Here is a 20927-nt window from a genome sequence, read left to right as displayed (position 1 = left end):
GTCAAACAAAAGCCCGTCCACGTCGCAAAAGAAACGTTGTGCCGCATTTGGATTTGCGATTTGTATTGCCACGAAGAAGAATGCCTGTCCCTGAAGGAGATGATGGCGGATGCGGAAATACTCGGTCTTTGCCGTTGCGAGAGAAGCCCTCCGAGCCCACAAGGGCTGGGAGAAGCAGTGGACCTCTCCGGAACCGCGCGCGGAATATGACGTCATCATCGTCGGCGGCGGCGGCCATGGTCTGGGCGCTGCCTATTACCTCGCCAAGGAGCACGGCATCACCAATGTCGCGGTGCTCGAGAAGGGCTGGCTCGGCGGTGGCAACACCGGCCGCAACACGACCATCATCCGCTCGAACTATCTCTATGAAGAGAGCATGCACATCTACGAGCATTCGATGAAGCTCTGGGAGAACCTCTCCCAGGACCTCAACTACAATGTCATGTACTCGCCGCGCGGCGTGATGATGCTCTCGCACAATGTGCACGACCAGCAGTCCTTCAAGCGCCACATCCATGCGAACCGCCTCTACGGCATCGACAATGAGTGGCTGACGCCGGAGCAGGCCAAGGCCTATTGCCCGCCGGTCGATATCTCGGCGACGGCGCGTTATCCGATCAATGGCGCCGCCCTGCAGCGCCGCGGTGGCACGGCGCGTCACGATGCGGTTGCCTGGGGCTATGCCCGCGCTGCCTCCGATCGCGGCGTTCACATCATCCAGAATTGTGAAGTCACCGGCATCCGCCGCGGCCCGGACGGGCGCGTTACCGGTGTCGAGACCAATCGCGGTTATATCGGCGCGAAGAAGATCGGCGTTTCCGCTGCCGGTCACTCGACCGTCGTCATGAACATGGCCGATGTCCGCGTGCCGCTGCAGTCGAGCCCGCTTCAGGCGCTGGTTTCCGAGCCGCTGAAGCCGATCTTCCCCTGCGTTGTCATGTCGAACACGGTGCACGCCTACATTTCGCAGTCGGACAAGGGCGAGCTCGTCATCGGTGCCGGTACGGACCAGTATAATTCCTACTCGCAGACCGGCGGCCTGCAGATCATCACGCATACGCTCGACGCGATCTGCGAGCTTTTCCCGATGTTCCGCCGCGTCAAGATGATGCGCCAGTGGGGCGGTATCGTCGACAATACGCCGGATCGTTCGGCGATCCAGTCGAAGACGCCGGTTCCGGGTCTTTATGTCAACTGCGGCTGGGGCACCGGCGGCTTCAAGGCGACACCGGGGTCTGCGAACCTGTTTGCGCATCTCATCGCCCGCGATGAGCCGCACAAGTTCAATGCCGGGCTGACACTGGACCGCTTCCGCACCGGCCGCCTGATCGACGAGGCAGCGGCTGCCGCCGTTGCGCATTGATGATTGCGGAGGTCCTCCTTTCGGCAGGACTTGTCATGGGGGCGGTGCCCGCTGGCAATGTCGTGCCGGAAGCCCAGGACTTCCGGCTTCAGAAGATCGAGAGGGCAGGGGGCGAGAAGGATTGGCCCTTTGTTGCTGATAGCGGAATGCTTGCCTGCGCCTTCGTTTTCCACCAGCCGGCGGTCTATTTCCTGCCGTCGGAGGGTGGTTCCAAAGACCGGGCCTACGTGATCGATACGGACTTATACGGAATGGCTTTCGCAAATGTCGGAATGACGGATGTGCTGAAGCCCTATGACAATTTCGAGCAGCTGCTCAAACGGATCGGCCCCTATGTCGCGCTTGGCAGGCGGCTTTGCAATCAACCTCCCGGAACCATCGTGTCCGGATCGGAACTCTAAGACGGGTATCAAATGCTACTGATCTACTGCCCATATTGTCAGGAAGAGCGCTCCGAGCTCGAATTCCGCGGCGCCGGCGATGCGCATATCGCCCGCCCTACCGATATCGCCTCGATCTCCGATGAGGCTTTCGAGGAATATTTCTTCCTGCGCGACAACCCGAAGGGCCTGATCTTCGAGCGCTGGCGCCACATGCATGGCTGCGGCCGCTTCTTCAATGCGGCGCGCGACACGATCAGCGACAAATTCATCAAGACGTACAAGGCAGGCGAGCCGAAGCCGGATATTGGCTCGGCCACCATCCCGCACGCCCCCGTCGAAACCCAAGCGACCGAGGGAGACGCGAAATGAGCGGCGCAAACCGTATTGCCGGCAAGGGCCGCCTGACACCTGCCAAGACCGCTCGTTTCACTTTCGACGGCAAGAGCTATACCGCGCTCGAAGGCGATACCGTCGCCTCGGCGCTGATTGCCAATGGCATTCACCTCGTCGGCCGCTCGTTCAAGTATCACCGTCCGCGCGGCATCCTGTCGGCCGGTGCGGAAGAGCCGAATGCGCTGATCGACGTTGCCCGCGACAGCGCCCGCAAACAGCCGAACGTGCGCGCCACGGTTCAGGAAGTCTTCGACGGCATGATCGTCAAGTCGCAGAACCGCTTCCCGTCGCTCGCCTTCGACATCGGCGGCGTCAACAATCTGATGTCGCCTTTCTTCGCTGCCGGATTCTACTACAAGACTTTCATGTGGCCGAAGGCTGCGTGGAAGCACATCTATGAGCCGATGATCCGCCGTGCGGCCGGTCTCGGCGTTGCGCCAACCGAAGCCGATCCCGATCACTATGCCAGCCGCTATGCGCATTGCGACGTGCTGGTTGCCGGTGCCGGCGTTGCCGGTCTTTCGGCGGCTCTTGCGGCTGCGGAAGCCGGTGCCAGCGTCATCATCTGCGACGAGCAGGCCGATGTCGGCGGTGCGCTGCGCTACGACAGCGGCGTGAAGATCGACGGCGTCGACGGTTACACCTGGGCGCAGCAGACGGCCGCCAAGTTGCGCGCGATGGACAATGTCCAGGTGCTGACGCGCACGACTGCCTTCGGCTACTACAACCACAATTTCATCGCGCTTGCCGAGCGCGTGACCGACCATATGGCCAAGCCCGGCCGGGACCTGCCGCGCGAGCGTCTGTGGCAGGTGCGTGCCAAGCGCGTCATCCTCGCCAACGGCTCGATCGAGCGCCACATGGTGTTCGCCAACAACGACCGTCCGGGCATCATGCTGGCCTCCGCCGCCCGCATGTATCTCAACCAGTACGGCGTCGCCGTCGGCGCCAAGGTTGGCGTCTATACGGCGCATGACTCGGCATATGAAGCGGCCTTCGATCTGAAGCGCGCCGGTGTGGCGATCGCCGCGATCGTCGATTGCCGCCCGCAGCCAGGTGCCGCTGTGCTTGCCGAGGCACGTTCGCTCGGCATCGAAGTGCTGACCGGCCATGCCGTCATCGACACGGCAGGCAAGCTGCGCGTCTCCTCGATGAGCGTCGTGCGCAATGGCGGCGGTTCACCGCGCAAGATTGCTATCGATGCGCTGCTGGTTTCGGCCGGCTGGACGCCTTCGGTGCACCTGTTCTCGCAGTCGCGCGGCAAGGTGAAGTTCGAGCCGGAAACCGAGCGTTTCCTGCCCGGCACCTATGCCCAGGAGTGCCTCTCCGTCGGCGCCTGCAACGGTACGGACGATCTGCAGCAGACGATCGAGGAATCGCTGGCTGCCGGTGAACTGATGGCACAGGCTTCGGGGAAGCAGGCGAGCGGCAAGATCAGCATGTCGGCCGAGCAAGCCTTCCAGTGGACGGGCGGCATGATCGGCGCTGCCGAAGGTGCGGGTCCGGAGACCAGCGCCAAGGCCTTCATCGACTTCCAGCACGATGTTTGCGCCAAGGATATCCGCCTCGCGGTTCGCGAAGGCATGCATTCGATCGAGCACATCAAGCGCTTCACGACAAACGGCATGGCCTCCGACCAGGGCAAGCTGTCGAACATGCACGGCCTGGCGATCGCCGCCGAAATGCTCGGCAAGGACATTCCGCAGGTGGGTCTCACGACCTTCCGCGCACCGTACACTCCGGTTACCTACGGCACGCTGATTGCGCATTCGCGCGGCGAGCTGTTCGATCCTACGCGCAAGACGCCGCTCCACCAGTGGGAAGAGGCCCATGGCGCGGTGTTCGAGGACGTCGGCAACTGGAAGCGTGCCTGGTTCTATCCGCGTGCGGGCGAAACCATGCATCAGGCCGTTGCGCGGGAGTGCAAGACGGCGCGTGACGTCGCTGGTGTCTTCGACGCTTCGACCCTCGGCAAGATCGAGGTGGTCGGTCCCGATGCGGCCCAGTTCATGAACCTGATGTACACCAACGCCTGGGACACACTGAAGCCCGGCAAGTGCCGCTACGGCATCATGACCCGTGAAGACGGCTTCGTTTACGACGACGGCGTCGTCGGCCGCCTCAGCGAGGATCGCTTCCACGTGACGACGACGACCGGCGGTGCGCCGCGCGTTCTCAACCACATGGAAGACTACCTGCAGACTGAGTTCCCGAATTTGAACGTCTGGCTGACCTCGGTCACCGAACAATGGGCGGTTATCGCGGTTCAGGGTCCGAAGGCGCGCGAGATCATCGCTCCGCTCGTTGAAGGCGTCGATATTTCCAACGAAGCCTTCCCGCACATGAGCGTTGCCGAGTGCAAGGTCATGGGTGTTCCGGCCCGTTTGTTCCGCGTCTCGTTCACCGGTGAAGCCGGTTTCGAAATCAACGTGCCTGCCGATTACGGCCAGGCCGTTCTCGAAGCTGTCTGGGCCAATGCCGAGCCGCTCGGCGCCTGCGCCTACGGTACCGAGACGATGCACGTGCTGCGCGCCGAAAAGGGCTACATCATCGTCGGTCAGGACACCGATGGCACGGTGACACCTGACGATGCCGGTCTCTCCTGGGCTGTGTCCAAGAAGAAGACCGATTTCGTCGGTATCCGCGGCCTGAAGCGCATCGACCTGACGAAGGAAGGCCGCAAGCAGCTGGTCGGTCTCGTCACCAAGGATCCGAAGGTCGTTCTGGAAGAAGGCGCGCAGGTCGTCGCCAATCCGAACGAGCCGAAGCCGATGACGATGCTCGGCCACGTGACCTCATCCTACTGGTCGGAAAATTGCGGCCGGTCGATCGCCTTCGCGCTTGTCGCCGGTGGCCGCGCGCGCATGGGCGAGACGCTCTATATCCCGATGCCGGACAAGACGATCGCCGTCGAGGTGACTGACATGGTGTTCTTTGACAAGGAAGGAGGCCGGATCAATGGCTGAGACCGCAACCCGCAGATCCGTTCTCGCCGGCCGTCAGGGCGGCTCATGGGCCGTGCGCCTGACACCCGCGGCAAACGCCACCCGCGTTGCGCTGCGTGCGCCGCAGGCTTCGCTTTCGGCCCTGTCTTCGGCGCTCGGCGTCACCATCCCGAACGCACCGAAGACCTCCGGCCGTGCCAGTGGTCGCTCGGTTCTCTGGATCGGGCCGGACGAATGGCTCGTAATCGACGAGAATGGCGGCGACCTGATGGGCGCGCTTGCCGGTGCCGGCGTCTTGCATTCGGCAACCGACGTCTCGCATCGCAATGTCGGCATCATCGTCTCTGGCCCGGGCGCCGAACTGGCTCTCGCCTCCGGCTGCCCGCAGGACCTGTCGCTTGCCGCTTTCCCTGTCGGCGCCTGCTCGCGCACCATCTTCGGCAAGGCCGAGATCGTCATCCTCCGCACCGAGGACGATACGTTCCGCGTCGAGTGCTGGCGCTCCTTCGCCGACTTCGTCTTCGGCCTGCTCGCCGACGGCGCGGAAGACGCGGCGCATTAAATTGCTATTGCCGCCGGAGTGATCCGGCGGCTCCTTCTTAGACCTCCGGCCGGTCCTTCGGATCAAACTGTGCGATGGTAATCCACGTCGCCGTCAGCGCCGGCTTTTTCTCGTTTTCGATTTCCACCGTCACTTCGTAGGTCGTCATCATCATCGCTGCGCCGCGCAGGCGGGCGTCGGCGAGGGTGAAGCGGGCGCGGATGCGGGCGCCGCATTTGACCGGGGACATGAAGCGGATCTTGTCGAAGCCGTAGTTGATGCCCATCGTCTGTTCGCGGATCTTCGGCAGGGCGTCGAAATTCATCGCCGAGAGCAGCGAAAGCGTCAGGAAGCCGTGGGCGATCGTTCCGCCATAGGGGCTTTCGGCGGCGGCACGTTCGGGATCTGTATGGATGAACTGATGATCGTTGGTGGCGCCGGCGAAGGCGTCGATCATCGTCTGGTCTACCGTGATCCAGTCGGACACGCCGGTCTCGGTGCCGACGAGACCCATCACGTCGGCGAGTGCTATTTCCTTACCCATTCAGTCCTCGTCAAAACGGCCGCAGGCGTGAAGCCTTATCGCGCCTTTATGACGTTTGCGACAAGGATTCGCCGGGGATGGCCGGGAAGCCTAATTTTCCAGATAGAACATAGCGCTGCGGGCGGGAAGGGTTACTGCCGCCGCCACTTTTTTGCTACCCGAGCGGCTGAGCTCGCGCCATCCGGATCCGGCCGGTAGTGTGAAGGGAAGCGGATCGTTCGACCGGTTGAAGACGATGGCGAGCCGGACGATCTTGCGCGCGGTTCCGTCCCGGGTCGCGAGTATCATGCCGAAGGAGGCAAGGTTCGGTGTTTCCCATTCGCCCGTCGTCATCGGCTGACCGGACGGAGAGAGCCAGGCGACATCGCCGTTGCCGGTGAAGAAGTTGCTTTCGGAGAAGACGGAGAAGCGCTTTCTGAGACCGGAGACGAAGGCCGTGTGGGCGATCAGCTCGTCGTCCAGCGCCTTCCAGTCGACCCAGGTGATCTCGTTGTCCTGGCAATAGGCATTGTTGTTGCCGCGCTGGGTGCGGCCGCCTTCGTCGCCTGCCGTCAGCATGATGCTGCCGCGGCTGGCGAAGAGCGTTGCGATCAGCGCCATCAGGTCGGCGCGGCGTCTGGCGTTGATGTCGGGATATTTGGTCTCGCCCTCGACGCCGTTGTTCCACGAATGGTTTTCGTTGTGGCCGTCGCGGTTGGCCTCGCCATTCGCCTCGTTGTGCTTGCCGTTATAGGAGACGAGGTCTTTCAGCGTGAAGCCGTCATGGGCGGCGAGGAAATTGACGCTGCGGGTCGCCTGCCGGCCATCGCGGCCGAAAATGTCGGAGGAGCCGGCGAGCGCCGTTGCGAGCGGCCCGGTCTTCCAGTCGTCGCCGCGCCAGTAGCAGCGGATGTCGTCGCGGACGCGGTCGTTCCATTCCAGGAAGGGCGCGGGGAAGTTGCCGAGCTGGTAGCCGCCGGGGCCGATATCCCAGGGTTCGGCGATCATGACGCGGTCGGCAAGGACCTCGTCGGCGAGGAGCGCGGTCAGCGTCTGGCCGCGGCCTTCGAAGCCGTTGGCGGTCCGGCCGAGGACCGGCGCCAGATCGAAGCGGAAGCCATCGATTCCGGCGCCGAGTGCGAAATGGCGGAGGCTGTCGATGATCAGCTGGCGGACATAGGGATGGTCGCAGGCGACGGTGTTGCCGGTTCCGGTGTCGTTGACGAGTTCGCCGTTGCGGCCGGGCAGGTGGTGGTAGAAGGAGAGGTTGTCCAGACCGCGCAGCGACAGCGTCGTGCCGTAGCGGTCGCTCTCGCCGGTATGGTTGAAGACGAGGTCGAGGATGACGGCGATGCCTTCGGCATGCAGCTTGGCGACCGTATCCCTGAGCTCGGCCATACCACCGGGGCAGAGGCGTGGATCGAGCGCCATGAAGGCGACGGGGTTGTAGCCCCAGCCATTTGTGAGATTGAGCGGCGGCAGATGGCGCTCGTCGATCCAGGCGGTGATCGGCATCAGCTCGACCGCATCGACGCCGATCCGCTTCAGGTGCGCGATGATCGAGGGATGGGCCAGCGCCGCCACAGTGCCCCGCAGCTTTTCGGGTACATCGGGATGCAGGATCGTGAAGGGTTTGACGGCCACTTCGTAGATGAAGCCACCGGGGCGGAAGAGCGGCTTGCCGGGCTTTGCCTTCTGATCGCGGGTGACGATCGCTTTCGGCATCAGGTCCTGGGTGTCTTCGCCCAAGATGCCCAGGCGCGGATCGTGCTTGAACGGCCGGTCCAGCTCCTTGGCATAGGGGTCGACGAGGAGTTTCGACGGGTCGAACCAGAGGCCGTTGTCAGGCGAATAGATCCCATCGGCGCGCAGGCCGTAGCGAGCGCCTTCCTTCAGGTTGTCGACGAAGAGGCGATGGAAATGGCCGTCCTCGCGCGCCATGGGCAGGCGCGCGACTTCCTTGTTGCCGCTCTTGTCGAAAAGGCAGAGCTGGATCTCTGCGGCGTGGTGCGACCAGACTGTGAACTCGACGCCGGTTTCGAAAAGAACGGCGCCGCCTTGTGCCCTGTTGTCTGCCCGCATGTGCCCCCGGTCAGGTGATGACGGAAGGTGCGTCCCGGCCCGTGCGCTTGCGGATGTCGGCGATGGCCTCCGCGGCGGCGATCAGGTCGGCCAGCGCCTCCTGCGTTTCGATATTGTGCCGGCTCGAATCCGGCTCGTAACGCTCGATATAGACGCGCAGGGTTGCGCCAGACGTGCCAGTGCCGGAAAGACGGAAGACGACGCGCGAGCCGCCCTTGAAGAGGATGCGGATGCCCTGGTGCTCGCTGACCGACTTGTCGACCGGATCGTGATAGGCAAAATCGTCCGCCTTCTCGACCGTCAGGCTGCCGATGGTCTTGCCCGGCAGCGTCGGAAGCTGGGCGCGCAGATTGTCGATCAGGCCGTTTGCGGCATCGGTATCGACGCCTTCGTAGTCGTGGCGCGAATAGTAGTTGCGGCCGTAGGTCTGCCAATGCTGGGTGACGACGTCCTGAACGCTCTCGCCGCGCACGGCGAGGATGTTCAGCCACAGCAGCACGGCCCAGAGGCCGTCCTTTTCACGGACGTGGTTCGAACCGGTGCCGGCACTTTCCTCACCGCAGATCGTCGCCATGCCGGCGTCGAGCAGGTTGCCGAAGAACTTCCAGCCGGTCGGCGTTTCGTAGATGCCGATGCCGCGCTTTTCGGCGACGCGGTCGGCGGCGCCCGAGGTCGGCATGGAGCGGGCGATGCCGGCGAGGCCGCCGGAATAGCCGGGCGCCAGGTTGGCGTTGGCAGCAAGGATCGCAAGGCTATCGGACGGGGTGACGAAGATGCCGCGGCCGACGATCAGGTTGCGGTCGCCGTCGCCGTCGGAGGCTGCGCCGAAATCAGGGGCGTCGTCGCCCATCATCTCGTCGTAGAGCTCTTTGCAGTGAACCGGGTTCGGGTCGGGATGGTGGCCGCCGAAATCGGGCAGCGGCATGAAATTGCGGACGGAGCCGAGCGGCGCGCCGAGACGGTTTTCGAAGATTTCCTTGGCATAGGGGCCGGTGACGGCGCTCATCGCATCGAAGGCGATGCGGAAGCCGAGGCTGATCAGGTTGCGGATGGCGCCGAAATCGAACAGCTCTTCCATCATCGCGGCATAGTCTTCGACCGAGTCGATGACCGAGAGGATCATGCCGCCCGGCAGCTCTTCCTTGCCGATGCGGTCGATATTGACGTCGGAGAAGTCTGCGATCTTGTAGCTGTCGATCACCTTGGTGCGCGCATAGATCGCGTCGGTGATCTTTTCAGGGGCCGGGCCGCCATTGCTGACATTGTATTTGATGCCGAAATCTTCGGTGGGGCCGCCGGGATTGTGGCTGGCAGACAGGATGATGCCGCCGAACGCCTTGTACTTGCGGATGATGTGGGAAGCGGCGGGCGTCGAGAGAATGCCGCCCTTGCCGACGATGACCTTGCCGAAGCCGTTTGCGGCGGCGAGCTTGATCGCCTTCTGGATGACTTCGCGGTTGTAGTAGCGTCCGTCACCACCGATGACGAGGCTCTTGCCCTGGTAGCCTTCCAGCGAATCAAAGATCGACTGGATGAAGTTCTCAGCATAGTTCGGCTGCTGGAAGACCGGGACCTTCTTGCGGAGACCCGAGGTGCCGGGTTTCTGATCCTGGTAGGGCGTGGTGGATACGGACTTGTTCATTTTCTGTCACTTGCCTTTCGGGGCGAGGCTTGAATACAGGGCAGCGTAGCGTTCGGCGCTCTTCTCCCACGAGACATCCGATTTCATGCCCTGCTTTTGCAGTTGGGTCCAGACTTTTTGATCCGCATAGAGCGTCATCGCGCGGCGGATGGCCTGTAGCATACCCTCAGCCGTGACGGGAGAAAACTGTATTCCTGTCGCAACTTTAGCCGCAAGCGCGGCATGGTTAGCATCGATTACCGTGTCGTTGAGGCCACCGGTGCGGGCGACGATCGGCAGGCAGCCGTAGCGCAGGCCGTAGAGCTGCGTCAGGCCGCAAGGCTCGAATCGCGACGGGATGATGATCGCGTCGCAGCCTGCCTGCATCAGGTGGGACATCGGCTCATTATAGCCGATCGAGATGCCGATGCGGCCGGGGTGACGCGCGGCAGCGGCGAGCAGCGAGCCTTCGAGCGCCGGATCGCCGGAGCCGAGAATGGCGAGCTTGCCGCCGAGCGCGACAATCTGATCGGCCGTCGCGGCGATCAGGTCCATGCCCTTCTGCCAGGTGAGGCGGCTGATGATGCAGAAGATCGGTGCGTCGTCGTCGTGCAGGCGGAAGAATTCGGAGATCGACTTGCGATTCTCGGCGCGGTTCTTCAGCGTCGCCGGGCCGTAATGGGTGTGGACGACGGGGTCGGTCGCCGGGTTCCAGATATCGGCGTCGATACCGTTGACGATGCCGTGCAGCGCGTCGCGGCGGCTGGCGATGACGCCCTCAAGACCCATGCCGAATTCCGGCGTCAGGATTTCGTCCGCATAGGAAGGGCTGACCGTCGTGATCGCCCAGGAAGTCTGCAGGCCGCCCTTGAGATAGCCGATATGGCCGTAATATTCGATGCTCTCCGTGGAGAAGGCATGCGGCGGCAGGCGAAGACCGGGGAAGATCTCGGCGCCGAACTGGCCCTGGAAGGCGATGTTGTGGACGGTGAGAACGCTCGGCAGTTCCGGCGTCGGGTAGTAGCGCATGTAGACGGGGGTGAGTGCCGCCTGCCAGTCATGGGCGTGGACGAGATCAGGACGCCAGTCGGGCATCAGGCCCGCGGCGATCTCGGCGCCTGCCAGAGACAGGGCGGCGAAGCGGCGCCAGTTGTCGGGATAGTCCTTGCCGGTCTGGTCAAGATAGGGACCGCCCGGGCGATCGTAATAGGCGGGGGCATCGAGCACGAGGATATCGAGACCCTCGTGCTGCACTTCCAGAACCGTCGCAGGCTCTCCCAGGAGATCATCGAACTGAAGGCGGGCGACCGGATTGCGAATGGCCCGCATGACGGCGGGATAGCCGGGCATGAGGGTCTTCGTCTCGATACCGAACCGCTTGAGAGCGATGGGCAGGGCGCCCGCCACATCGGCGAGCCCCCCTGTTTTGATCAAAGGGAAGACTTCGGACGAAACCGAAAGAACTTTCATATGTTAAAGATCCAGCTTATCGATCATGGGCTGCGTAATCAGGCAAATGCCGCTCTCCGTGCGCCGGAAGCGCTTGGCATCCAATATGGGATCCTCACCGACGATGAGGCCTTCCGGAATGACGACACCATGATCGATCACGACGTTCTTCAGCTGGGCGCGGCGGCCGATCTTGACACTCGGCAGAACGACCGCGCCTTCCAGTTTCGAATAGGAATTAGCGCGAACGCCGGTGAAGAGAAGGCTCTTGTTGAGGCTGGCGCCGGAAATGATGCAATCGCCGGCGACGACCGAGGACGTTGCCGAGCCGCGGCGGTTCTCGTCGTCGTGGACGAATTTCGCCGGAGGGGTGATCTCGGCATAGGTCCAGATCGGCCAGGACTTGTCGTAGATATCGAGATCGGGAACGATCGCCGTCAGGTCGATATTGGCCTGCCAGTAGGCTTCGATCGTGCCGACGTCACGCCAGTAGGGCTCGTTCTCGAAATCGGAACGGACGCAGGACTGGGCGAAGCGGTGGGCGACGGCCTTACCGTTCTTGACGATATAGGGGATGATGTCCTTGCCGAAGTCCTTGCTGGAATTCGGATCGGCGGCATCACGCCGCAAGGCATCGATCAGGAACTTCGTGTGGAAGACATAAATGCCCATCGAAGCGAAGGAGCTTTCCGGCTTGCCGGGGATCGATGGCGGATCGGCGGGCTTCTCGACGAAGTCGATGATCCGGTCGGTCTCGTCGACATGGACGACGCCGAAGCCGGTCGCTTCCATGCGCGGCACTTCCAGGCAGCCGATAGTGACGTCGGCGCCGGAATCGACATGCTGCTGCAGCATGTATTCGTAGTCCATCTTGTAGACGTGGTCGCCGGCCAGGATGACCATATACTCGACGCCATAGTCCTGGATGATGTCGATGTTCTGATAGACCGCGTCGGCGGTGCCTTCATACCACTGCGTTTCGGAAACGCGCTGGGAGGCCGGCAGGATGTCGAAGCTTTCGTTACGTTCCGGGCGGAAGAAGTTCCAGCCGCGCTGCATGTGGCGGATCAGCGAGTGCGCCTTGTACTGGGTGGCAACGCCGATGCGGCGGATACCGGAATTCAGCGCGTTGGACAGCGCGAAGTCGATGATGCGCGCCTTGCCGCCGAAATAGACCGCGGGCTTGGCTCGGCGGTCGGTGAGTTCCTTCAGGCGGCTTCCCCTACCACCGGCCAGAACGTAAGCCATTGCATCGCGGGCAAGTGGCTGAATGCGCTTCTCTACCATAGTCTACTCCTCCCACCAGTCTTCAAGTCTCGGGTTCAAGCATGATCGTCGCCAGCGGCGGCAAAGTGATCGTGGCGGCGATGGTGCCACCGGCATTGACGGCTTGCACGCGCCCGCCATTGCCCTTGCCGCTGCCGCCATAGATATCGGCATCGGTATTGAGGATTTCGCGCCAGCGCCCCTCGAAAGGCAGGCGGATCGAGTAGTTCTCGCGGTAAACAGGGGTGAAATTGGTGATGACTGCTACCGGCTTCTGATCCGGCGCCTTGCGCAGCCAGGCGAAGACCGAGTTCTCGTGATCGTCGGCGATCAGCCATTCAAAGCCTTCGCCCTCGCAATCGCGGGCATGAAGTGCAGGCTTCGAGCGGTAGGTGAGGTTGAGATCGCGCACCAAGCGGCGCATCCCTTCATGCATGCGGTATTGCAGCAGGTTCCAGTCGAGTGAGGTGGCCTCGCTCCATTCGCTCCACTGGGCGAATTCCTGGCCCATGAACAGCAGCTTCTTGCCGGGATAGCCCCACATAAAGGCGTAATATGCGCGCAGGTTTGCGAATTTCTGCCAGTCGTCGCCCGGCATCTTGGCGATCAGCGATCCCTTGCCGTGCACGACCTCGTCATGCGAGAGCGGCAGGACGAAATTTTCGGAATAGGCATAGAGCAGACCGAAAGTGAGCTCGTTGTGATGGTGGCGGCGATGAATGGGATCGCGCTTCATGTAGCTCAGCGTGTCGTGCATGAAGCCCATGTTCCACTTGAAGCCGAAGCCGAGGCCGCCCTCATGGACGGGCTGCGAGACCTTGGGCCAGGACGTCGACTCCTCGGCAATGGTCATGACGCCGGGGTGTTCCCCGTAGATGCGCATGTTCATGTCCTGCAGGAAGCGCACGGCCTCGAGGTTTTCGTTGCCGCCATATTCGTTCGGGATCCATTCGCCGTGTTTGCGCGAATAGTCGAGATAGAGCATCGAGGCGACGGCATCGACGCGCAGGCCGTCGAGATGGAATTTCTCGGCCCAGTAGAGCGCGTTGTTGACCAGATAGGAGAGGACTTCGGTGCGGCCGAAATTGTAGATCGCCGTGTTCCAGTCCGGATGGAAGCCCTTGCGGGGATCCTCATGCTCGTAAAGCGCCGTGCCGTCGAACCAGCCGAGGCCGTGCTCGTCGGTCGGGAAATGCGCCGGCACCCAGTCGAGGATGACGCCAATGCCAACCTTGTGGCAGCCGTTGACGAAGCGCGCGAACCCTTCCGGCTCGCCGAAGCGGGCGCTCGGTGAATACAGCCCCGTCGTCTGGTAGCCCCAGGACGGATCGTAGGGATGTTCGGTGATCGGCAGGAATTCGATATGGGTGAAGCCCATGTCCGTGACATAGGGGATCAGCGTATTGGCGAGCTCGTCCCAGGACAGGAACGTGCCGTCCTGGCGCCGCTGCCAGGAGCCAGCATGGACCTCGTAGACGGAGATCGGCTGGCGGCGCTTGTCGGTCTCGCGCCAGTGCTTGAGATGGGCGGCATCCTCCCATTCCTGCAGAAGCTCCGGCGCGGTAACCGAGGCGGTCTTCGGGCGCAGCTCGCTGCGGCGGGCAAAGGGGTCGGCCTTCAGCGGCAGGAGCACGCCGTCATTGCCGCGGATCTCGAACTTGTAGGGCACGCCGGTCGGCACATCAGGGGCGAAGATTTCCCAGATGCCAGCGCCGGAGCGGAAGCGCATGACGTGGCGGCGGCCATCCCAATTGTTGAAATCGCCGACGACGGAGACACGCTGCGCGTTCGGCGCCCAGACGGCGAAGTGGATGCCCTGTGCCCCCTCATGCTTGATCCAGTGGGCACCCATCTTGTCGAAAAGGCGCAGATGCGAGCCTTCGCGGACGTAATAATCGTCCATCGGGCCGAGGACGGGGCCGAAGCTGTAAGGATCGGTGACCGCCCATTCCGCATCGCCCTTGCGGGCGCGATAGCGGACCGGCTGCTGCTTGGTGAGCTTCACCGGGCCGGCGAAGAAACCGTCCGGGTGAAGCTGTGTCAGTTCGCCGATGACCGTGCCGTCGAGCGACATGGCGGTGACTTCTTCCGCACCCGGAATGAAGCAGCGGGCGGCATAGCTTTCACCCGCCTGATGCACGCCGAGCGCGGCAAAAGGATTTGCATGCGAGCCAGCGAGAATCGCCGCGATTTCGTCTGCCGAAATTTCCCAGGGACGCTTTACCTCAGGGGTGGCTTTCGGCGTTTTCATCCGGCTCTCCAGATCTCGTCGGCATATTGCCGGATCGTGCGGTCAGACGAGAACCAGCCCATCCGTGCCGTGTTGTTGATCGTCTTGGTGTACCAGGACGACTGGTTATTCCAGATCTGGTCGACCTCGCGCTGGGCCGCGGCGTAGGCGTCGAAATCGGCGGCGACCATGAACCAGTCGTGCGAATAGATGCCGTCGATCAGCTGGGTGTAGCGGTTGCGGTCATCCGGCGAGAAGACGCCACCGGCGATCGAGGCGAGCGCCTGAGACAGTTCGCGCGACCTCTCGATGATTTCTCGCGGATTGTGGCCGTCGCTGCGCACCTTGGCAACCTCATCGGCCTGCAGACCGAAGATGACGATGTTGTCGTCGCCGACATTGTCGCGCATCTCGACATTGGCGCCATCGAGCGTGCCGATCGTCAGCGCGCCGTTCAGCGCAAACTTCATGTTGCCGGTGCCGGAGGCTTCCATGCCGGCCGTCGAGATCTGCTCGGAAAGGTCGGCTGCGGGAACCATGACCTCGGCCAGCGAGACGTTGTAGTTCGGCACGAACACGACCTTCAGCAGGCCACGGACGGCCGGGTCATTGTTGACCGTGCGGGCAACGTCGTTGATCAGCTTGATGATCAGCTTGGCATTATGATAGCTCGGCGCCGCCTTGCCGGCGAAGAGTTTTACCCGAGGCGTCCAGTCCATCTCCGGATGCGAGCGGATCTGGTCGTAGAGCGCCACGGCTTCGATGACGTTGAGCAGCTGGCGCTTGTATTCGTGGATGCGCTTGATCTGGATGTCGAACATCGCCGACGGATCGAGCTTCACGCCCATGCGGCTGGCAACGAGATTGGAAAGCGCCACCTTGTTGGCGCGCTTCACGGCGGCGAACTTCTGCTGGAAGGCCGGGTCGCTCGCGAATCTATCGAGCGGCTTCAGCTTCTCGGCGTCGTCCATGAACTCGTCGCCGATCGCTTCGCGGATCAGGCCCGTCAGCCCCGGATTGCACTGCTGCAGCCAGCGGCGCGGCGTGATGCCGTTGGTCTTGTTGTTGATGCGGTCAGGATAGAGCTTGTGCAGGTCGGCGAAGACCGTGACCTTCATCAGCTCGGTATGCAGCGCCGAGACGCCGTTGATCGAATGCGAGCCGACGAAGGCGAGGTTGCCCATGCGCACGCGGCGGTCGCCGCTTTCGTCGATCAGCGAGATCGAGCGGATTTCGGTGTCGGAGAAGTTCTTCTCGCGGCGCGCCTCGACCAGAACCTTGGCATTGATCGCATAGATCAGCTGCATGTGGCGCGGCAGCAGGCGCTCAAAGAGCGGGATCGGCCAGGTTTCCAGCGCTTCCGGCAGCAGCGTGTGGTTGGTGTAGGAGATCGTGCGGCGGACGATATCGAAGGCGGTCTCGAAATCGAGGCCGTGGACGTCGCAGAGCAGGCGGGTGAGCTCGGCCACCGAGACCGCCGGGTGTGTGTCGTTCAGCTGGATAGCGACCTTGTCGGGCAGCGAGGTGAAATCCTCATATTGCTGCAGGTGGCGGCGCAGAATGTCCTGCAGCGAAGCGGACGAGAAGAAGAATTCCTGGCGCAGGCGCAGCTCCTGGCCGGCGGGCGTCGCGTCAGCCGGGTAGAGAACGCGGGTCAGGCTTTCGGCCTTGTTGCTCTCGCGCAGCGCGCCGATATGGTCGCCGGCATTGAAGGCGTCGAGCAGGATCGGGTCGATCGGCTGGGCCGACCAGAGACGGAGCGTATTGACGCGCTTGCCGCGCCAGCCGACCACCGGCGTATCGAAGGCGGCGGCGATGACGCGCTCGGCGGGCTTCCAGACGTAGCGCGGTTCGCCATCGTGATCGCCGACCACTTCGACGGCGCCGCCGAAGCCGATTTCATAGGCGCTTTCGCGGCGCTCGAATTCCCAGGGATTGCCGTGGGCGAGCCAGCTTTCCGGCAGCTCGACCTGCCAGCCGTCGGCCAGCTGCTGGCGGAACAGGCCGTGGACATAGCGGATGCCATAGCCATAGGCGGGGACATCAACCGTTGCCATCGATTCCATGAAGCAGGCGGCGAGACGGCCGAGGCCGCCATTGCCGAGCGCGGCATCCGGCTCAAGGCCGGCAATGACGTTGATATCGACGCCGAGAGAGGTCAGCGCATCGCGCACCTCTTCCATCAGGCCGAGATTGGAGACGGCATCGCGCATCAGGCGGCCGATCAGGAACTCGAGGGATAGATAGTAAACGCGCTTGTCGCCCGTGGCGTAAACCTTGCGCGTGGAGTCCATCCACTTGTCGATGATGCGGTCGCGGACCACGAGAATCGTGGCGGTCAGCCAGTCATGCGGCTTGGCGACTTTGGCATCCTTGCCGATGCGGTATGTGAGGCGCTCAATAATTTCTTCTGCAAGAATTTCAGGCCGGGAGCTGCGAGGAGCGGGGGAGGGGATGGTCGGCTTGGAAGCTGTGTTCATCGTCAGGTCTCGCCAATTTTGATTGGATTTCAGTATGTTATGCCTGAGGTAATCGCTTTGTCACACACACGAATACTGCCAGTTTATGCACCGTTACCAAGCACTTGCAACAGCCGATTTAACCAAAGCAAAAATTTGCGAAACCTTCACATTCCCCTCCGCCCCGGGACTTGATTTCAATCGATTTTCCCGATTTGATACAGAGGATTAGCAGACAACGAAAAGCCGCCCCGGTTTGTTCCGGAGCGGCTTTTGTTTTGGGAGGATTTGGGCGGGTTAGTTGGTGAGACGCGTAGTTGTCTTCATGGCGGTCTGAGCGATGTTCTGGAAATCCTTGACGAGATTTTCCATCGTGTTCGGTTCGTAGTAGCTGCCAGCTGACGATGCGCAATATTGAAGAAGCTTCTTGCCGTTGTCCGGCGCCATGAAGGCGACGCTGAAGATCGTGATGCCGTCTGCCTTTGCCGTGTTGCACTTTTCTCGAACTTTCTGATCGAGAGACGAGTTCCAGACGTTGCTATAGCCCGTCATCTCGCCGTCGCTCATCAGCACGAGATACCTGTCTGATGTCATGTTCTTCTTCGCAACATGGGCCTTGGTCTCAGCGTCACTGCCGTCCGTGGCTTTCTTTACGGCATTATCAGCGATAACCATCGCGCCATTGGCATCCGTTCCGCCTGCTGGATTTGACGGCATGCCGTTTACGTATTTGCGAGCGGCGGTCGTGCCCCATGCCATGATCGGCGAGGTTTGCCCCATCACGACGTGGGTATAGGAGACCGCACCTGTCCGGACCAGATCACCGTCCTTGTCGGCTCCATCGAGGGCGTCGAACAGCGCCCCGGCAGCCGATTTGAGAGCGGCAATCTTGGACACATAGGTTGTGGTGTATTCCTTGCATTCGCCTTTTTTATTTGTGCGTGTGCAGGTTTTGCTTTCCACCGTGTCGGTGTCTTGAGCCATGGACCCCGACTCATCAAGCGCCAGCACCATGGAGAGCGCGTTCCTGGCATTCTGATCCGGGCCCGAGCCGCTCTGAGCAGAGCTAGCCGCTCCGACGCTTGTCGACTTGTAGCCTACGAAATTCGCAAGGCCGCTTAGCGGCTGGCTGTATGCGGTCGTTATATTGACATTGTAAGTCGTCGATTTGCCGGAAGTCGCCTGGTTGACGGTAACGGTGACGCCATCCTTGATGCCGGTCGATGCGATACTGTTATTCAGAAGATAGTTTGACATCTGACCGGCAACGAAATCCTTCGCGAAAGCGCTCGCGCCCGAGATGGTGAGCGTTCCGTCTGCAAGAGCCGCGGCCGTGGCCAGCGCCGCGGAGTCCGAGGATTCCTGGAGTTGGCGCTGGGCGATAACGGTATTGGATATATCGACTGCCACACCGGCAGCACCAAGAGCTACAGGGACCAGAATGGCGGTCATCATGCCGAAATTGCCGGATCGGTCGCGCAGTATATGCATTGCGCTAGAGCACAGCGAGGAAATGGTAGACATCATGTCACCTGAAGCAAGAGGAAAACTTATGCTGACCTCAAACTTACAGACGACTTGTTACCACAGGTCCTAAGATAATTATTAGAATTTTAACGGTATCAAGATTTCGATACAGAGACTACTTGCGAAAGCATTTGCCGGGACTGTCTTCGCGGCAATCGAGATATTGCCGCGTTAACATATATGGCCTTCGTTACTGAGTAAGCCTGACATATTCCCCATCGGCGGCGGTGCATTCCGAGGAAACCGTGTAGAAGAAGTCCTGGCGATCCCAGCCGCCGCCATCTTCCCAGGCGTGGCTCTGCGGCTTGGAGCAGCCGAAATAGGCTTCCAGGGGTTGCGTCACACCCTGCTGAAGCTGTTTGCCATCGACGAAGAGGTAATTGGTCGTCTGCGGATTGTCCGTGCGCATCGTCGCATCGTATTTGTTGTAGGTCTGGGCGCTGTCGTTGACGCATTTAACGTCGTTGCCGTTGACCACGGCGCGCTGCTTCAACGGGCAGCCGTCCTTCTTGATGTCCATCTGCAGGACAAGCTTGGTATATTTCCCCAGATCGATCTGCGACGACGGCTTCACGACCATCGTGCCCATACCGCTATTGGAATGGGTCGTCGTGGTATATTCCACAGTGGCCAGAACGGATTCAGCGGTGCTGCCTTCGCGGACGACGCGCACCGAGACCTGCTTATACCAATAACCCTGAGCCTTCGTCGGTGTGAAGGTGACTTTCTCGGGTTTCAATGGGCTGATCGCGGCCGAGGTTACGCCAACCTTCGTGGAGCTGAAACCACCGACGTTCATCAAGGACGTCGCGGCCGTTCCGGTTATGCTGACCTGAAGAATGCGGCCGTTCGCGGTGATATTGAAAGCGACATCCTTCGGCATCTTGCTCGAATAGGAGGTGATGAATGCATTGGCGACTGCGGTTGCATCACTGAGGTTGGTTCCGTCAAAGATCTTTCCGCCAGCGAGCGCGGCGCCGTCCGCGATCTGCTGGAGGTTCGTGCGCTCGGAAGCGGCCATGGAATAGTCGACGGCCATGCCGGCCGCGAGCAGAAGCGGTACGGCGAGCAAGCCGGTCATCATCGCGAAATTGCCGCTGCGGTCGTTCACTAATTCGGCAAGCTTCGAATGCTTGAAAGATGACGGCTTCATTTTTTGCTACCTCGCCAACTGGTTGTAGTAGCAATCTCTGCATCAATTAAGTTGTTAATTGCCTTACGGGATCGGTAAAAATAGAGCGAAGCGTCCTATTTTTGTCAGGGCGTCTATTTCAGCGGCACCACATCCACGGCCTGCACCGCCCGCTGGCCGCCGTAGCTCTTGAGTACGCCGATCACCGGCGCCACATCGCTGTAGTCGCGGCCGTAGGCGACGACGATATGGTCGGTGCTGGCGGGGATGTTGTTGGTGGGGTCAAGCTCGACCCAGCCGAGCGTCTTGCCGCACCAGACGCGGACCCAGGCATGCATGGCATCGGCGCCTTCGAGGCGTTCCTTGCCGGGCGGGGGGATGGTGCGCAGGAAGCCGGAGACGTAGCCGGCGGGGATGCCGAGGCTGCGCAGCGCCAGGATCATCACATGGGAGAAATCCTGGCAGACGCCGCGTTTGAGCTCGAAGGCATCGAGCGGCGTCGAGTCCACCGAGGTCGCCTCGGTGTCGTAGGTGAAATCCTTGTTGATGCGGGCGCAGACGGCGGTGGCGATCTGCAGCACGGTGCGCGATGCATCGGCGCTTTCGCGGGCGTAATCCGAGATCGCCCTGGTCTCGTTGAGGCGCGGGCTGTCGCCTAGAAAATGGTGCGGCGATTCCGGGTCGAGCGACCAGATGGCTGCGACTTCCCCCGGCAAGCCCGCCAGCATCGGCGAGAAGTCGGCGGCGATCGAATGGCTTTCCACCTGCACGCGGGCCTGCATGCGGATATCCAGCGTCTCGTGCGGCGAGCGCAGCAGGAAGGATGTGGAGGGGTGGCGGAAGAAATCGGTGAAATGCGACTGCTCGTCGGGTGACGGCGAAATGGTGATCGAGCCGGCGATCAGGCGCTGCCGGTCGGGCAGCGAAATCGGCATCAGCCGCATGATGTGGCGGGCGCCGGAGGCCGGGCTGTCATAGATGTAACCCATATGGAGCGAGAGGTCGTAGAGCAC

Annotated in this window: 15 protein-coding genes; 5 read left to right on the top strand and 10 right to left on the bottom strand. The window is 61.8% G+C overall.

Translation table 11 applies throughout. The features are described from left to right. The first annotated feature begins 109 nt into the window (after positions 1 to 109). From ACODR6_RS25610 to soxG, 5 genes are read left to right on the top strand one after another with little or no spacing between them, the layout of a single operon-like run. Positions 110 to 1363 carry a sarcosine oxidase subunit beta family protein gene (locus ACODR6_RS25610; RefSeq protein ID WP_489025124.1) on the top strand — a complete coding sequence of 418 codons (1254 nt, stop codon included), beginning with the start codon at positions 110 to 112 and terminating at the stop codon, positions 1361 to 1363. Then, the gene (locus ACODR6_RS25605; protein ID WP_489025123.1) at positions 1363 to 1764 is read left to right on the top strand and encodes a hypothetical protein; all 402 of its coding nucleotides are present in this window, start codon (positions 1363 to 1365) and stop codon (positions 1762 to 1764) included. Before ACODR6_RS25610 ends, ACODR6_RS25605 begins: the two co-directional genes overlap by 1 nt. 12 nt (positions 1765 to 1776) lie before the next feature. Continuing rightward, on the top strand, positions 1777 to 2115 hold the full coding sequence (locus tag ACODR6_RS25600; protein WP_489025122.1) for a sarcosine oxidase subunit delta: 339 nt from the start codon (positions 1777 to 1779) through the stop codon (positions 2113 to 2115). After that, positions 2112 to 5105 carry a sarcosine oxidase subunit alpha gene (locus ACODR6_RS25595; protein WP_489025121.1) on the top strand — a complete coding sequence of 998 codons (2994 nt, stop codon included), beginning with the start codon at positions 2112 to 2114 and terminating at the stop codon, positions 5103 to 5105. Before ACODR6_RS25600 ends, ACODR6_RS25595 begins: the two co-directional genes overlap by 4 nt. After that, complete coding sequence (soxG, locus tag ACODR6_RS25590) at positions 5098 to 5646, top strand: sarcosine oxidase subunit gamma family protein (RefSeq protein WP_489025120.1); 549 nt, start codon at positions 5098 to 5100, stop codon at positions 5644 to 5646. The genes ACODR6_RS25595 and soxG overlap by 8 nt, the downstream gene beginning before the upstream one ends. A gap of 37 nt (positions 5647 to 5683) precedes the next feature. On the opposite strand, the gene ACODR6_RS25585 is transcribed toward soxG, so the two are convergent. The 10 genes from ACODR6_RS25585 to ACODR6_RS25540 all read right to left on the bottom strand — a co-directional run bounded on the left by ACODR6_RS25585 (position 5684) and on the right by ACODR6_RS25540 (position 20927). Then, positions 5684 to 6169: a MaoC family dehydratase gene (locus ACODR6_RS25585; protein WP_112719715.1), complete on the bottom strand. Its 486-nt coding sequence runs from the start codon at positions 6167 to 6169 to the stop codon at positions 5684 to 5686. A 90-nt stretch (positions 6170 to 6259) separates the two neighbouring features. Next, positions 6260 to 8230 (bottom strand): glycogen debranching protein GlgX, encoded by a 1971-nt coding sequence (glgX, locus tag ACODR6_RS25580; RefSeq protein WP_489025119.1) that lies wholly within the window; start codon positions 8228 to 8230, stop codon positions 6260 to 6262. Between the two features lie 10 nt (positions 8231 to 8240). Continuing rightward, on the bottom strand, positions 8241 to 9872 hold the full coding sequence (locus ACODR6_RS25575; protein ID WP_413710288.1) for an alpha-D-glucose phosphate-specific phosphoglucomutase: 1632 nt from the start codon (positions 9870 to 9872) through the stop codon (positions 8241 to 8243). Positions 9873 to 9878: 6 nt separating this feature from the next. Further along, entirely contained in the window at positions 9879 to 11321 is a 1443-nt protein-coding gene (gene glgA / locus ACODR6_RS25570) for a glycogen synthase GlgA (protein WP_489025118.1), read from the bottom strand. A gap of 3 nt (positions 11322 to 11324) precedes the next feature. Beyond that, on the bottom strand, positions 11325 to 12587 hold the full coding sequence (glgC, locus tag ACODR6_RS25565) for a glucose-1-phosphate adenylyltransferase (protein ID WP_130282166.1): 1263 nt from the start codon (positions 12585 to 12587) through the stop codon (positions 11325 to 11327). A gap of 22 nt (positions 12588 to 12609) precedes the next feature. Continuing rightward, complete coding sequence (gene glgB, locus ACODR6_RS25560; protein WP_489025117.1) at positions 12610 to 14817, bottom strand: 1,4-alpha-glucan branching protein GlgB; 2208 nt, start codon at positions 14815 to 14817, stop codon at positions 12610 to 12612. Next, positions 14814 to 17276, bottom strand: coding sequence for a glycogen/starch/alpha-glucan phosphorylase (locus ACODR6_RS25555; protein WP_489025116.1), 2463 nt, complete (start codon positions 17274 to 17276; stop codon positions 14814 to 14816). The genes glgB and ACODR6_RS25555 overlap by 4 nt, the downstream gene beginning before the upstream one ends. Before the next feature lie 276 nt (positions 17277 to 17552). Next, entirely contained in the window at positions 17553 to 18779 is a 1227-nt protein-coding gene (locus ACODR6_RS25550; RefSeq protein WP_489025115.1) for a TadE/TadG family type IV pilus assembly protein, read from the bottom strand. A 193-nt stretch (positions 18780 to 18972) separates the two neighbouring features. After that, positions 18973 to 19935 (bottom strand): Tad domain-containing protein, encoded by a 963-nt coding sequence (locus ACODR6_RS25545; RefSeq protein ID WP_489025114.1) that lies wholly within the window; start codon positions 19933 to 19935, stop codon positions 18973 to 18975. 113 nt (positions 19936 to 20048) lie between these two features. Then, positions 20049 to 20927 carry a transglutaminase family protein gene (locus ACODR6_RS25540; RefSeq protein ID WP_489025113.1) on the bottom strand — a complete coding sequence of 293 codons (879 nt, stop codon included), beginning with the start codon at positions 20925 to 20927 and terminating at the stop codon, positions 20049 to 20051.

Source organism: Rhizobium sp. FG96 (genome assembly GCF_057808655.1).
This window is presented reverse-complemented; position numbering and strand designations above follow the sequence as displayed.

Bases quoted from the DNA above. Each gene is read 5' to 3' on its own strand.
- ACODR6_RS25610 (WP_489025124.1), top strand. From the start codon at position 110: ATGCGGAAATACTCGGTCTTTGCCGTTGCGAGAGAAGCCCTCCGAGCC.
- ACODR6_RS25605 (WP_489025123.1), top strand. From the start codon at position 1,363: ATGATTGCGGAGGTCCTCCTTTCGGCAGGACTTGTCATGGGGGCGGTG.
- ACODR6_RS25600 (WP_489025122.1), top strand. From the start codon at position 1,777: ATGCTACTGATCTACTGCCCATATTGTCAGGAAGAGCGCTCCGAGCTC.
- ACODR6_RS25595 (WP_489025121.1), top strand. From the start codon at position 2,112: ATGAGCGGCGCAAACCGTATTGCCGGCAAGGGCCGCCTGACACCTGCC.
- soxG (WP_489025120.1), top strand. From the start codon at position 5,098: ATGGCTGAGACCGCAACCCGCAGATCCGTTCTCGCCGGCCGTCAGGGC.
- ACODR6_RS25585 (WP_112719715.1), bottom strand. From the start codon at position 6,169: ATGGGTAAGGAAATAGCACTCGCCGACGTGATGGGTCTCGTCGGCACC.
- glgX (WP_489025119.1), bottom strand. From the start codon at position 8,230: ATGCGGGCAGACAACAGGGCACAAGGCGGCGCCGTTCTTTTCGAAACC.
- ACODR6_RS25575 (WP_413710288.1), bottom strand. From the start codon at position 9,872: ATGAACAAGTCCGTATCCACCACGCCCTACCAGGATCAGAAACCCGGC.
- glgA (WP_489025118.1), bottom strand. From the start codon at position 11,321: ATGAAAGTTCTTTCGGTTTCGTCCGAAGTCTTCCCTTTGATCAAAACA.
- glgC (WP_130282166.1), bottom strand. From the start codon at position 12,587: ATGGTAGAGAAGCGCATTCAGCCACTTGCCCGCGATGCAATGGCTTAC.
- glgB (WP_489025117.1), bottom strand. From the start codon at position 14,817: ATGAAAACGCCGAAAGCCACCCCTGAGGTAAAGCGTCCCTGGGAAATT.
- ACODR6_RS25555 (WP_489025116.1), bottom strand. From the start codon at position 17,276: ATGAACACAGCTTCCAAGCCGACCATCCCCTCCCCCGCTCCTCGCAGC.
- ACODR6_RS25550 (WP_489025115.1), bottom strand. From the start codon at position 18,779: ATGTCTACCATTTCCTCGCTGTGCTCTAGCGCAATGCATATACTGCGC.
- ACODR6_RS25545 (WP_489025114.1), bottom strand. From the start codon at position 19,935: ATGAAGCCGTCATCTTTCAAGCATTCGAAGCTTGCCGAATTAGTGAAC.